The organism is Clostridium sp. OM05-5BH (assembly GCF_003481505.1).
Lineage (GTDB): Bacteria > Bacillota > Clostridia > Lachnospirales > Lachnospiraceae > Otoolea > Otoolea fessa.
This window is the reverse complement of record NZ_QULJ01000005.1, coordinates 167,715-181,429: the sequence shown is the minus strand read 5'-3', so window position 1 is coordinate 181,429 and position 13,715 is coordinate 167,715. Positions and strand designations below refer to the sequence as shown.

Here is a 13,715-nt window from a genome sequence, read left to right as displayed (position 1 = left end):
AAAAGGGTTTTTGCTTATGCCCTTTTGATTGCCCCGAAAGAAGCGCGCCAGCTGTCACGGCATCGGACGGCTGGCGCGCTTCTTTCTTGAGTGTATCGTTTCTTTGAATAATTGGTTTTAAAATTGCAAAATTGGTTTTTCTTGCTTAAATATAAACTATTTCAACATTTAATACAATGAATCAATGCATCTAATGCAGCGTCAACGTCGCCACATAATCTCCATTTTTGTAACTTTTAGCCGCAAAATGTTCCTCCGTCTCCGTCTGAAGTTCCATCCAGAGTTCTTCGGCGGCGAGCATAATGTGGGAGAGCATAATGCCGATGCTGAATTCGCGCATCGCATGGAAGCTCTTGCCCGGAAAGCGGGTTTTTAGGGCGAACACATAGATTCGGTCGGAATAGACGATGAAGCGCCACGGCTGGGTGTTCATCGCGGACGGTGCGAGACGCGCCGCACGGAGAATCGTCTTCATCTGCTCTCCGGCTTCTTCCTTGAAAATACAGAGTTCATTGAGCGGGAGGCGCTTTGCCAGCGGGCTTTCACGGTAGAGCTTGCCCTCCGGGTAGCCGAATGCGACCATCATCAGGCAGCGTTTGCCGCCGCGCACCTTCTGCGCCGGCTGCACGCTGCCCAAATAGCAGGTTCCAAGCCCTTTTGCCGTCATATAGAGCACCATCTGCTCCATCAGATAACCGGCATTGCGCTCGCAGCCTTCCTCCTGGTCCGAATAGATCGCCAGATAGTAGGGAGCATCCACCTTCCAGAGTCCGTGGACATCGGCTTTTTTCTTTGTATTGTCGAATATCACTGCCTCAACCCGGATCCGGTCATTTAACCGGGAGGTCTTATCAAAATAGGACAGGATCTGCCCACGCAGCTTCTCCGTGACCTCCCGATCGGTGTATTTTCGAACTGAATGGCGACATCCTATCGCCTCATACAAATTCATCATACCTGCTCCCCTCCTATCTTTTTGCTGCCGTTATCATGCGCATGACCCGCAGTATCTTTTTCTCTGCCTCTCTATGTGCATTCCAATTTCTATACAAATTCCGACCGTTTCAGCACCACCTTTAAATCAGTCCCGACATCAGTGGTACTACCACTACGGTCAAAAGACCGGCGACCGCAATTGACAAGCTGCTCATCGCACCCTCGATCTCGCCTAATTCCAGCGCCTTTGCCGTTCCAATCGCATGGGCTGCTGTTCCAAGTGCCAGACCCTTCGCGATTGGCTCTTCAATTTTAAATATCTGAAACAGCCAGTCGGCTATAATATTTCCCAAAATTCCTGTAATTATAATGCTGATAACCGTCAGCGTCACGATACCTCCCGCTTCCTCGCTGACGCCCATGCCAATCGCCGTCGTAATGGACTTCGGAAGCAATGTCACATAGTGCGTATGCTCCAGTTGAAAGAAACGGCACATCACATAGATACTGCCGACACTTCCCGCTACCCCTGCCACAATTGCAGAAGCAACCGCAATCAGGTGCTGGCGCAAAAGCTCCAGCTGCTTATACAGCGGAATCGCCAGACAGACCGTTGCCGGTGTCAAGAAATAGCCCAGATACACCGCACCGCGGTTATACTCCTTATATTCTATATGAAAAACAGATAAAAATGCAATCACAACTATAATTGCAACCAGCAGCGGATTTAAAATCGCCCAGCCGGTCTTCTTTTTCAGCCAGACGCCCAACATATACGCGCCAACGCTGACCAGCATTCCAAAATAAAGAGAAGAATGAATCAGTCCATTCATGCTTTCGCACCTCCTTTATTCTTTCTGCGGATGATGCTCTGCGCCACGCACCCGGTCGCAACCATAACAAATACCGTCGAAATCACGGTAATCACTGTCAGCGGCACCAGGATGGACTCCGCCTCCTGCACGCTGTCAAGCAGACCTACACCTGCCGGTATAAACATAATCGGCATCGTATCCAGGAAGAAATCTCCCACTTCCGCCACATCTTCTGTATGTAATGCACCTGTGCAAAGCAGAAGCAGAAGAATGAACAATCCGTATACGCCGGACGGAACCGGAAACGGAAGCAGATAGTTCAAAAACTCTCCCAGCATTGTGATGCCAAAAATAATTGTCACTTCTTTCAAGTACTTCATGATGTCTTCACCTTTCGTATTTAATGCCTCTATTCTATCACTCCCAAATTTATAGGACAATATGAAAATTAGCATAAATTCTGTCAATTTCCTTGAATTTTTTGCGTCTTTTTTATACGATACAGGTAAGCTTTTCCGATTCGTAAAATCCAGACATTTTCGATCCAAAAAACGTGAAGTTTTTATCCGCAAATACGTTTATCTTTATGAAAGACTTATCTTCTCAGCTGCTTTTGTAGCTGGTACACTTTGTATTGCAAGAAAGAAAGGATTAGAAGTTATGAATTTAATTCAGACAAACTCTCTCTCTGCCAGACAGGCAGAACAGATCCTGGCACTGTTGAATGAATGCCAGAAGACACAGCCGATCCACATTTCTTTTCCATTTGAAGACGGAAATTGTTTCCTGCTTCTTCTGGATGAATCAGAGACACTTGCAGCCGTCATGGGAATGATCCTTCCACCGGATGGCTCTTCGGACGAGGAACCCGTCGAATGCATCGCCTTCACCCGCCCTTCCCTGCGCCGACGCGGATATTTTGCCGCACTCTTAGAAAAAGCCTGCGACATCTCCGGTGAGCACGATATTCTATTTCCGGTTGACCCGGAATCCACTGATACAGCTGCCACGATGAAAGCCATTCACGCTGACCGCGTTGATCAGGAATATCAGATGAAATGGGCCTTTGACCCGGCAACCGAACGCTTTGACTCTCCCATGGTTGAAAAACGCCCGCTTACCTTTACCTGCACTTCTGCACCGGAAGGCGACGTCAACGAAAGTGTTGATCCCGACAGCTGCTGGGACTGCTTCCACAGCGCCGATGATCCAGATCCGGCCGTTACAATTCTGACCTATGAATTTTTAGAGACTCCGCCAGATCCGATGTGCTCTCCGGCTGCCGTGTGCATGGCGCGTATGCAGCCCGTCCCGGACGTTCCCGGCACATTTCATGCCTGTTTCTACGGTTTCCGGGTCCATGACCTCTGCCGCGGACTGGGAATCGGTGAAGCTGCTTTCTGTCTGGTCTTAAACGATCTGATCACGCGCGGCTGCAGCCGAATTGTTCTTCACGTCAGCAGTGACAATTATCCGGCACTCTCGATCTATAAAAAAGCAGGGTTCCGAATTACCGAAACCCTGTCCTATTTTATGTATTAAAGATATGGCAGGCGCTTCAGCCACCAAAAGCACCCCGATACATGAGCTATTCGTTTACATCACGACTATTCTTCCTGCGTCGGATGTTTTTCCTCAATCTTCTGACGGATGCTTAACATCTTGCAATCTGTCTCCGCGATGACATCCGCGCACTTTTTCAGCTCCGCACCGATCTCTGCGGCTTCCTGGGCATCCAGCTGCTTTTTATACTTGAGCTGGTGATCCAGACTCGCCCAGAAATCCATGGCGATCGTGCGGATCTGGACTTCCACACGGATATTTTTCTTACTGCTTGAAAAGAATACCGGTACTTCCACGATCATGTGGTAGCTGCGGTAGCCGTTTTCCTTCGGCGCCTTGATATAATCCTTGATCGCAATGATGGTCACATCATCCTGGCGTTCCAGCATCCGGCTGATCTCGTAAATATCGTCCACAAACGAACATATCACACGGACACCCGCTATATCATCCAGGTTGGACTCCATCGATTCGATCGAAAGCGGAAGTCCGCGCCGCTGCAGTTTTTCTACAATACTCTTCGGCTTCTTCACTCTCGCCTTGATCATCTCGATCGGGTTTCTTGCATTCCGCATGGAAAGCTCATCGTTGAGCACTTCCAGCTTCGTCTTAAACTCTCGAATCGCGCAGCTGTACTGCATCATCGCTTCCTGAAACTGCCTTGCCGTCTCCCGGAATGTCTCAGGAATCTCAAACACCTGAGGCGTATTGACCGCGAAATGGCTCAGCTCGCTGTTGGGATTCTGAGCAATATTCATTTGTATTCTTCCACCTCTTCTATATATCTATATTCTTTTATGCCTTCTCCACTGCGTCAGCCGCCGCATCCAGCCATGGGGATTCCACATACTCAACCAGCCCCTCGTCCACCTTGGACGCAATCGACGGATCGATCGGAATCTTCGCAAGCACCGGAATCTCATACTCGTCTGCCGTCTCCTCGATATGGCTTTCACCGAACACAGAAATCTTCTTTCCGCAGTCCGGACATTCCAGATAACTCATGTTTTCAACCAGTCCCAGAATCGGAATATCCATCTTCTTCGCCATGTTGACCGCTTTTGCCACGATCATCGAAACCAGCTCCTGCGGGGAAGTCACAATGATAATACCTGCCAGCGGCAGGGACTGAAATACAGTCAGCGGCACATCGCCGGTTCCCGGAGGCATATCGACAAACATATAATCAATGTCCTTCCAGAGTGCCTCGCTCCAGAACTGCTTAATCACGCCGCCCACAACCGGTCCACGCCAAATTACCGGATCCGTCTCATGCTCCAGAATCAGGTTCGAAGAAAGAATCTCTATCCCCGTCGAGGTCGTGCGCGGCAACATCAGCTGATCCGCTGTCACACCTACCATGCCGTGAATGCCAAATGCCTTCGGGATCGACGGTCCTGTAATATCTGCATCAAGAATGCCAACGCGGTTGTTTCTCGCACGCATCTTACATGCCATCAGGGATGTCACCAGGGATTTTCCGACGCCGCCCTTGCCGCTGACTACACCAATTACTTTTTTAACTGAACTCTGCGGATTTAACGGCACCCGGAAACTCTCCATCGTCCGGCTGGCACACGTTTCGCCGCAGCTTGAACAATTATGACTGCAATTCTCACTCATACATACTTCTCCTTTTTATCAGGTTGGATTCTGATCGTTCGCTGGTTTTCGTTTTTGCATCCTCTTCAGACGTTTTCCAAGACCAAAAACCTGTAACGCCCAAATCCTCCCCTGTCGTAATCTCCGTACATTTTACCATATTTTCTGCAAAAATGATAGGGGGCAAACACAACTGGCAGCGTTACAAAAGAATGTGCCGTTACTGTACACGTATGCGTGAACAGTAACGTTTTCTATGAGACAAAAACAGACAGCCCGTTTGCTGCACTGCATTCAGACTGTCTGTCTTTTTTATATACTATTCATTTTTCTCTACAGATACGCCTGTACCATCGGGCGCAGCCGTCTTGCCATGATCGCCGCCAGAATGCAGAGAATATAATCCGCCGGCATCTCCGGCAGGCAGTAAACCAGCACAATCGCTTTCCAGCCGATCGGCTGCAGGGTTACGAGATGGGTAATCAGATAGAAATAAACCATTCCCATTCCATAATATACCACATATCCAGCCGTCGCCGCCGTCATCAGCGCTCCCATTTTCCAGGAATTCAAACATTCACAGACCTTTCCCATGACCCACGCCGCAAGGAGAAATCCCAGCAGAAAACCAAAGGTCGGGCGCAGCAGATACGCCGGACCGCCGCCGCGTGCAAAGATCGGGACGCCCGCAAGTCCAATCAGCAAATAGACACCCACACTGGTAAATGCCCGTCTGGAGCCCAGCAGAAATGCTGCCAGCATCACGAAAAACCACTGCAAGGTGAAGTTCATGGTATCTGCGCCGGTCGGAATGACAACCTTGATAAATGCCCCCACGGCGACCAGCGCCGCAAACAGACCGCAAAGCGCCACATCCTTCGAATGTTCCCGGCTCCGCGAAACTGCTTTTTCTCTCATCTGTTTTCCTCCATCATGCATGATGCATTTTTTCATAAACGGTTCCTTTCATGGCATGCAGCCACCGTGCCTGCAGACTTTCGCTGTCCATGTATGTTTCCTTTTGCTCAAAACGAATCCTCCAGCATCACTCCGCCTGGAATTTACGGATCATCCGCACAAGCCCAAGACTCTCCATCCGTTTTGCAATCAGATAAAAGAGTGCTGCATCCACCGGCCACTTGATGAGATTCTTCAGCACACGCATCGGCAGAAGCACCATCATTGCTTTTCCAGACATCATGCTAAGCCAGAGTGTGTTCAAAAATATGTTGCAGATCAGCGCCACCACCAGATCCGCCCAGAGCGCCCGGCGGAAGGTAAGCGGTTTCCGATACAGAATTGTGCCATATAGCACGCCGCCCAGCATCGCATTCAGCGTAAATCCCGGAAAAAATGCCCCCGTCGGCTTTACGACATATTTGACCAGGTCCAAGACTCCGCCATAGACCGCTCCAGCCACCGGACCGAAGAGGTAGTAGACAAACTGGTTGACCACACCGCCGAATCCGATTTTCAAATACGGACCAGCCTCAATCGTGAAGTATCCCAGAACAACGGAGACAGCCATCAGCATGGCGGCAGTCGTGAGTGTTTTCACGTGTTTCAGTTCCTGAAAGGATGCCTGATAACATACTGCAAATTTTTTCATAAAAAAATACCTCCTTTTCTGCAGATCTCTCGAACCACATCAGGAGATAGATTGTATCAACGATGCAGCGGGATGCGGAATACTGACCGCGAAACCCCGGAGGGTCTCTTCGTCCGGCTGACAACTCCCTGTTCAACCGGCACTTAACGCCTGTATTCCTACTCTGCGTTTCTTTTTTTATCTTTTACATCATACCACAATTTTCCCGCTTTTCAAGCACTTTATAAGCGCATCTGTCATTTTCGAACCAGTCAGCATTTACTCTTCTCTTTGGCTCTGTTCGCTGTATTCCCTAAACGCACGATCCATCTCGATATAGTTGCGTTTCAGGGAAACCGGCTTTCCGTCGCGGGTCAGGAAACAATGGCGGCTCTCGCCCACGCAGCGGATTGCGCCCGTTTCCTTGTCAAAAACCGTGTATTCCAGCGTCATGCGGATGCCGTTGTATTCCTTCATCTGAACCAGCACCTGCACCGTCTCGCCAAACCGCGCCATGCTCTTATAATCGCAGTGAACCGACAGCACCGGGCTTATGATCCCCTGTTTTTCCATGATGTCATATCCCATTCCCATCTGCTCCATCATGTCGATCCGCGCTTCCTCAAACCAGTGTAGGTAATTTGCATGGTGAATGATTCCCATCTGGTCGGTTTCATAATACTGCGCTTTGTGTTCGTAAATTTTCAGTTCCATAAAAACCCCTCTTTTCCATCTAAAAAGGGATACCTGCACAACTGCAATTTCTGCCGTTCTGCAATATCCCCCTCTGGTTCTGATATGTGTGTCACCGTCCGCACACTGTGCAGGCAATGGCTGATACCTTACTGTTCCAGTTCTTCTCCGAGTCCGCTCTCGATCGCCTCGGTAATCGTCTTCAGCGCTTCTTCCTCATCCGGTCCGTCGCAGGCAACCGTGATCTCGGTGCCGCACTTGATACCCGCTGCCATCACGTTCAGCACGCTCTTTGCCACAATATGTTTCTCCCCGCACTCAATCAGAGTCCGGCTCTTAAATTTCATCGCGGTCTGCGAAAGCACGCCAGCCGGCCGCAGGTGAAGTCCCGATGGATTAACCACTTTCACTTTCTTCGATACCATAGCTGTCCCTCCCTCGTCAATTCTTAGTTTTAATTACCCTAATTTTAGTCTAAGTAAGGCAGACTGTCAAGCGTTAGACCAGCACCTGCTGCGCGTAATTAACAGACGCCATCGCATCGCGGCAATACGCATCTGCTCCGATCATATCCGCGTATTCCTGGGTCAGAACCGCGCCGCCGACCATGACTTTCGCCCACGGTGCTTCCTTGCGGAGCTGCTTGATCGTCTCCTCCATGCTCGGCACGGTGGTCGTCATCAGGGCGGACAGACCGACCAGTCTTACATGGTTCTTGATCGTCTCTTCCACGATCGCCTCCGGAGCTACGTCCTTACCTAAATCCAGCACATCATAGCTGTAATTCTCCAATAATACTTTTACGATATTTTTTCCAATGTCATGAATATCGCCCTTGACGGTCGCCAGCACGATCTTGTCTTTCTTCTCTCCTGCTTCCCCGGAGGACTCCATCTGGTTTTTGATGACCTCAAACGCCGATTTTGCCGCCTCCGCACTCATCAGAAGCTGCGGCAGAAAGACGGTGCCTGCCTCAAAACCCTTTCCGACCTTATCGAGTGCCGGGATCATGCAGGAATTGATGACGGTCAGGGAATCCATGGTCTTTAAGAGTTCCCCGGCTGCCGATGCCGCCTGCTCTTTTAAACCTCTCTCCACACTGACCGTAAGCTGATGCTCCGGACCGGATGCCTGGCTGCCAGTGTCCGCACTGCCGGAAGCTCCAGCTGCACCTGCCGCCGGGGCACCCGAACCTGCGCTGCCTGCTGCACCTGCGCCGGAAGCTCCGCCCGCACCTGCCTTTGGAATCGCCAGCCGCGCTGCCTGCTCAATATAATCGCCGCAGTGTTCATCCAGTGCTGCCAGAGCCCGGTAACTATAATAAGAACGCATCATTGCCGCCGAATTTGGATTGATGATCGCTGCGGTCAGACCGCTCTGCATCGCCATCGTAAAGAAATTGGAGTTGACAATCTCACGCTGCGGTAATCCGAAGGAAATATTGGAAACGCCGAGAATCGTATTGCAGCCAAGTTCCTGGCGGACACGGCGCACCGTCTCCAGCGTCACCAGCGCGCCGGTCGGCTCGGAGCTGATCGTCATACAGAGCGCATCGATCACGATGTCTTTTTTCTGGATGCCATACTTTTCCGCCTCCGCACAGATTTTCCGCGCGATCGCCATACGTCCGTCCGCCGTCGCCGGAATGCCTTCCTCGTCGATCGTCAGCGCAACCACCGTGCCGCCGTAATGTTTTACCAGCGGAAATACAGCGTCCATGACCTCCTGTTTGCCATTGACAGAGTTAATCAGTGCCTTTCCATTATAAATACGCAGCGCCTGTTCCATCGCCTCTGTGTCAGTCGTATCAATCTGCAGCGGAAGCTCGGTCACCGCCTGCAATTCCTGTACGACCTCGCGCATCATCGCCACTTCATCGATCTCCGGCAGTCCCACGTTGACGTCAAGCACCGCAGCGCCATTTTCCTGCTGGGTGATCGCCTCGCGCAGGATATATTCCAGGTTGTGATCGCGCAGCGCCTGTTTGAATTTTGATTTTCCGGTCGGATTGATGCGCTCGCCAATAATGACCGGATCGGTTCCCATCTCAACTACCGACGCGTAGGAAGTGATGAGAGTGTCGTTTTTCGGCTCGATCGGCTTTCTCGTTCTGCCCTTACACATCTCTGCCAGCAGACGGATATGCTCCGGGGTCGTACCACAGCAGCCCCCGACTGCCGAAACGCCCATCTCCAGCATTCCTTTCATTTCCTCGACAAATTCTGGCGGATCAATATCATATACGGTCTTTCCTCCCTCGCTTCGCGGAAGTCCCGCATTTGGATTGACAACCACCGGGATCGACGCATACCGAAGCAGTTCTTCCACAATCGGCTTCATCTGAACCGGACCTAATCCACAATTGATTCCGAGCGCATCCACGCCCAGACCTTCCAAAAGTGCCACAACGGACTTCGGTGTTCCGCCGGTTAAAAGTTTGCCTTTTCCATCGAAAATTGTGGTTGCAAAGATTGGAAGATCGGAATTTTCCTTTGCCGCCAGAACCGCTGCCTTGAGTTCATACGTGTCGCTCATCGTCTCGATCAGAATCAGATCCGCGCCGCCTCGCACGCCTGCCTTTACCACCTCGGTATAGATGGAGACCGCCTCCTCAAAGTCCAGATCACCCATTGGCTTTAAAAGGCGTCCGGTCGGTCCCAGATCCAGCGCTACATAACCACGGCCGCAGTGTTCTACCGCTGTCCGGGCATTTTTCATCGCCGCATCCACGATCTCATCCAGATTAAACTCGGCTGCCTCATTGTATTTCAGGCGGTTCGCGCCGAATGTATTCGATAAAATAATATTCGCGCCCGCGTTCAGATAATCCTCATGGATCTTTACCAGAACCTCCGGATGCTTGATATTCCAGGTTTCCGGCAGTTCGCCCGGTTTCAGCCCGGCTCCCTGCAGAAGACTTCCCATTCCTCCGTCAAATACCAGTATTTTATCGTTCCAATCTTCCTGTATACCCATGTCAGCTTCCTCTCTGTTTTTTGTTTCTTACTTATTTATCTCTCCGGTACAGGCAGTTTTTGTTTGAACAGACCTCACAGCCCTCTTTCACACAGCCCGCCGCTATCTTCGATACTCCGATGACCGCCGTCACCGACTTGGACGGCATCATCAAAAAACTTTCCGTCAATGTAATCCCCACCGTCTTTTCCGCTTCCAGTACCTGGCAGAAATCCGGCTGGCACGAAAGCGGCAGATCTCCATAACCTGGCGAAAAGCGGGGACGCAGATAGAGTCCTTCTTCTGCTGCCTCCGCTTTTAATTTGTCATTGATTTCATTGCAGTAACTCTCAATCCGTGCCGCCGCGCACGCCTGCAGGACAACCGCCCGGCTCATCGAAAGACGGCTGTATCGGCGCAGAAGCAGATCCACACCAGCACCCAGCGTCGCCGCAAAAAGGATGACCTCCTGGCAGTCCTTTAAATTGCGGCTGAGCGCCCGGCTTTTTACTTTAAAACACGTAAAATCAAGTTCTGAATCTGGCAGCAGCGTCAGCGGATAGCGTCTGTAAAAGCTCCGGCAGTTGACGGACCGCTCTAATTCTCCCAGACAGTCCTCCACCAGATCTTTCGTCTGCGGATCCGGCTCCTGCTGCCCTTTAATTCCTAAATACCGATATATTTCTCTCCGATTGACTTCCGCCATTACAGAATCTCCGACAGGTTGTTCTTAATCTGCGCCGCTACATCCGGTTTATTCATTGAATATACATGGATTCCATTTACATGGTTTGCAATCAGATCGATGATCTGCTCAGTTGCATAGGCGATACCTGCCTGCTTCATCGCTGCCGGGTTATCACCAAAACGATCTACGATCGCCTTGAAGCGTGCCGGAAGGTAGGTGCCGGACATGCTGCAGATGCGCTTAATCTGACTTATGTTTGTCACCGGCATGATGCCTGCGACAACCGGAACCGTGATTCCTTTTTCTCGGATACGGTACAGGTAATTATAAAGGATATTATTATCAAAGAACATCTGGGTCGTCACAAAATCACAGCCCGCTTCCACTTTTTCTTTCAGATGCCCGATATCCACCGTCTTGTTGACCGATTCCACATGTCCCTCCGGATAGCAGGCTGCGCCGATGCACAGATCCGGGCAGGTCTCACGGATCTCGCGGATCAGCTGGGATGCATACTGATAATCTTTTTCTACCTTGCCGTCTTTCGGAATATCGCCGCGAAGTGCCAGGACATTCTCAATTCCGTGTGCCTGAATCTCGCGCAGGACACTGTGCACCTTCTCACGGGTCGAGGAGACGCAGGTCAGATGTGACAGCGCCGGCACCTGGCAGGTGCTCTGGATATCCGATGCGATCTGGACCGTATACTGGCTTGTGCCGCCGCCTGCTCCGTAGGTCACGCTCATAAATGATGGATTTAACTTTGCAATCTCAAGCGCCGCTTTCTCAACGGAAGCGAAGTTGCTCTCCTCCTTCGGCGGGAACACTTCAAACGAAAGCGTCGGCTGTCCTTTGGCTAAAATATCCTTAATCTTCATCGTATTTATCTCCTGTTCTCATCATTTCGTCCGGTTCTGCCCCGGACCTCTATTGCCTATGTATTCTATATGATTTTTGCTCAGTATACCATACTTCCCCAATGAACGCCAGACTTCCGACAGCTATCTTCTGGATTGATTTTCTATATCTTGCCATAGGCAAAATCTATAGGAACCAAATAAAATACATAAACATACGATACAGATAATTAATTCCAGACAAAGCAAACAAAATCAGCAAAATCACCAGCACAAGGCTCATTTTCCCCTTCTTTTTCTGATTTTTTCCTTGCTGCACCGCGCTTCGTCTCTGCGTTGTCTGATACGACATACTGTTCTGGTTCTGTGTCCGGACGGATGCCTGTCTGCCTGCGCCTGCTGCTTTCTGCGTCTGGGAATATGCCTTCGCCCGGTCCGCAAGCGTGCGGATGGCATCTGTTCCTGCCCTTGCACTCGTTTCCCACGAGGCAGATCCCGCATTGTGATACTCACAGTCCGTCTCATGCGCCGGGTGACGCTCATTCAGATAATAAGTTGCATTGACATAGTTAGGATTCCGGATCCACTGTTTACAAAAAGAACAATAATGACCATACTTGATCGGATGGTCGCAAATCGGACAAATTCGTCTCTGCATGAAATACCTCCCCTCGAATCGAACATACTTTTTCGAAAACACCTCGTCAATTATTTTTTATTGTATCATAACTTTTTTACTTTTTTCTATATTTTCTCTTGTATTTTCTCCATTTCGTGTTAAAATACAAACGTCCATTACACCTGTCAAGACAGGTGTAAGCCATTTATTTGACCGGAATGGCTGAAACGATTCATTCCGTTCACAATTATTTTACTCTGGGAGGTTCTATCAATATGGAACGTGTGAAAGCTTTTCTGAAACGGAAGCAGGTTGTCATCTCCGTTCAGACGTATCTCATCGATGCGCTGGGCGCGATGGCATTTGGTCTGTTTGCTTCTCTTCTGATCGGTACCATCTTCGGCACACTGGGGGAGAAAACAGGCGTTGTAATTTTTACCACGATCGCAGGCTACGCCAAGAGCGCGACCGGTGCAGCGCTCGGCGTCTCGATTGCCTACGCCTTAAAGGCACCGACGCTCGTCCTTTTCTCCGCCGCTACCGTCGGCATCGCAGGCAATGAACTTGGCGGTCCGGTCGGCGCGCTCGTTGCCACCATCATCGCAGCCGAGCTTGGAAAAATCGTCTCCAAAGAGACACCGGTTGATATTCTCGTCACCCCGGGTGTCACCATCATCTCCGGCATCCTGGCCGCACAGTTTGTCGGTCCGGGTGTCTCCGCATTCATGACCGCCTTCGGAAATCTGGTGAAGACAGCGACCGTCATGCAGCCGCTTTTCATGGGTATTCTGGTTTCTGCCCTGATCGGCATCGCCCTGACGCTTCCGATCAGCAGTGCGGCAATCTGCATCATGTTAAGCCTCGACGGTCTGGCAGGCGGTGCCGCCACCGCAGGCTGCTGTGCGCAGATGGTCGGATTTGCCGTTTTAAGCTTCTGTGAAAATAAATGGGGTGGTCTTCTGGCACAGGGACTCGGAACCTCGATGCTCCAGATGGGAAATATCGTCCGGAACCCGAAAATCTGGATTCCACCGACACTCGCCTCGATGGTCACCGGTCCGCTCTCCACGATGGTCTTCCATCTGGAAAATATTCCAGCCGGTTCCGGCATGGGAACCTGCGGTCTCGTCGGACCGATCGGCATCTACACCGCCATGCAGGGAAGTGGAAATTCGATGATGTGGCCGGGCATCCTGCTCATCTGCTTCGTGCTTCCGGCTGTTTTGACCCTGTTCTTCGGCGCACTTTGCCGGAAAGCTGGATGGATCAAGGAAGGCGATTTGAAACTGGATCTATAATTATAGCTCCATAAAACAGGCATTGAAATGCTCTTCATCCACCACTGTGTGGATAGCAAGCATTCCAATGCCTGTTTTTTGATCCAGTTATCTTTTCCCTA

15 protein-coding genes and 1 riboswitch are annotated in these 13,715 nt (G+C 50.6%); of the genes, 2 read left to right on the top strand and 13 right to left on the bottom strand.

The annotated features are described in order from the left end of the window. Nucleotides 1-190: 190 nt before the first annotated feature. From DXB70_RS08570 to DXB70_RS08560, 3 genes are all read right to left on the bottom strand, one after another. The gene (locus tag DXB70_RS08570) at nucleotides 191-955 is read right to left on the bottom strand and encodes a nitroreductase family protein (protein ID WP_333489839.1); all 765 of its coding nucleotides are present in this window, start codon (nucleotides 953-955) and stop codon (nucleotides 191-193) included. Between the two features lie 121 nt (nucleotides 956-1,076). Then, nucleotides 1,077-1,769, bottom strand: a complete 693-nt coding sequence (locus tag DXB70_RS08565) for an LrgB family protein (RefSeq protein ID WP_107000487.1) — start codon at nucleotides 1,767-1,769, stop codon at nucleotides 1,077-1,079. Beyond that, complete coding sequence (locus DXB70_RS08560; protein WP_107000488.1) at nucleotides 1,766-2,131, bottom strand: CidA/LrgA family protein; 366 nt, start codon at nucleotides 2,129-2,131, stop codon at nucleotides 1,766-1,768. The genes DXB70_RS08565 and DXB70_RS08560 overlap by 4 nt, the downstream gene beginning before the upstream one ends. A 280-nt stretch (nucleotides 2,132-2,411) precedes the next feature. Here DXB70_RS08560 and DXB70_RS08555 point away from each other — a divergent pair, with 280 nt between their 5' ends. Beyond that, on the top strand, nucleotides 2,412-3,293 hold the full coding sequence (locus tag DXB70_RS08555) for a GNAT family N-acetyltransferase (protein WP_182448438.1): 882 nt from the start codon (nucleotides 2,412-2,414) through the stop codon (nucleotides 3,291-3,293). 65 nt (nucleotides 3,294-3,358) lie between these two features. Here DXB70_RS08555 and DXB70_RS08550 read toward each other — a convergent pair whose 3' ends face one another. From DXB70_RS08550 to DXB70_RS08505, 10 genes are all read right to left on the bottom strand, one after another. Then, nucleotides 3,359-4,072 carry a GTP pyrophosphokinase family protein gene (locus DXB70_RS08550; RefSeq protein ID WP_107000490.1) on the bottom strand — a complete coding sequence of 238 codons (714 nt, stop codon included), beginning with the start codon at nucleotides 4,070-4,072 and terminating at the stop codon, nucleotides 3,359-3,361. A gap of 37 nt (nucleotides 4,073-4,109) precedes the next feature. After that, nucleotides 4,110-4,937, bottom strand: a complete 828-nt coding sequence (locus DXB70_RS08545) for an Mrp/NBP35 family ATP-binding protein (RefSeq protein ID WP_022359355.1) — start codon at nucleotides 4,935-4,937, stop codon at nucleotides 4,110-4,112. 312 nt (nucleotides 4,938-5,249) lie between these two features. Beyond that, on the bottom strand, nucleotides 5,250-5,834 hold the full coding sequence (locus DXB70_RS08540) for a biotin transporter BioY (protein WP_022359354.1): 585 nt from the start codon (nucleotides 5,832-5,834) through the stop codon (nucleotides 5,250-5,252). A gap of 127 nt (nucleotides 5,835-5,961) precedes the next feature. Continuing rightward, entirely contained in the window at nucleotides 5,962-6,525 is a 564-nt protein-coding gene (locus DXB70_RS08535) for a folate family ECF transporter S component (protein ID WP_022359353.1), read from the bottom strand. Between the two features lie 63 nt (nucleotides 6,526-6,588). Beyond that, nucleotides 6,589-6,693: riboswitch (THF riboswitch) on the bottom strand. Nucleotides 6,694-6,783: 90 nt separating this feature from the next. Then, complete coding sequence (locus DXB70_RS08530) at nucleotides 6,784-7,218, bottom strand: acyl-CoA thioesterase (protein ID WP_118673138.1); 435 nt, start codon at nucleotides 7,216-7,218, stop codon at nucleotides 6,784-6,786. Between the two features lie 128 nt (nucleotides 7,219-7,346). Next, a complete protein-coding gene (locus DXB70_RS08525) occupies nucleotides 7,347-7,622 on the bottom strand; it encodes an HPr family phosphocarrier protein (protein WP_022359351.1) in 276 nt (91 codons plus the stop codon). 73 nt (nucleotides 7,623-7,695) lie between these two features. Beyond that, entirely contained in the window at nucleotides 7,696-10,173 is a 2,478-nt protein-coding gene (locus DXB70_RS08520) for a homocysteine S-methyltransferase family protein (RefSeq protein ID WP_118673137.1), read from the bottom strand. Nucleotides 10,174-10,204: 31 nt separating this feature from the next. Beyond that, on the bottom strand, nucleotides 10,205-10,858 hold the full coding sequence (locus DXB70_RS08515) for a vitamin B12 dependent-methionine synthase activation domain-containing protein (RefSeq protein ID WP_118673136.1): 654 nt from the start codon (nucleotides 10,856-10,858) through the stop codon (nucleotides 10,205-10,207). Continuing rightward, complete coding sequence (metF, locus tag DXB70_RS08510; protein ID WP_022359348.1) at nucleotides 10,858-11,718, bottom strand: methylenetetrahydrofolate reductase [NAD(P)H]; 861 nt, start codon at nucleotides 11,716-11,718, stop codon at nucleotides 10,858-10,860. The genes DXB70_RS08515 and metF overlap by 1 nt, the downstream gene beginning before the upstream one ends. Nucleotides 11,719-11,884: 166 nt before the next feature. Then, entirely contained in the window at nucleotides 11,885-12,355 is a 471-nt protein-coding gene (locus DXB70_RS08505) for a hypothetical protein (RefSeq protein WP_118293476.1), read from the bottom strand. Nucleotides 12,356-12,591: 236 nt separating this feature from the next. On the opposite strand from DXB70_RS08505, the gene DXB70_RS08500 reads away from it, so the two are divergent. After that, nucleotides 12,592-13,614 (top strand): PTS sugar transporter subunit IIC, encoded by a 1,023-nt coding sequence (locus tag DXB70_RS08500; RefSeq protein ID WP_022359346.1) that lies wholly within the window; start codon nucleotides 12,592-12,594, stop codon nucleotides 13,612-13,614. Nucleotides 13,615-13,715: the final 101 nt, after the last annotated feature.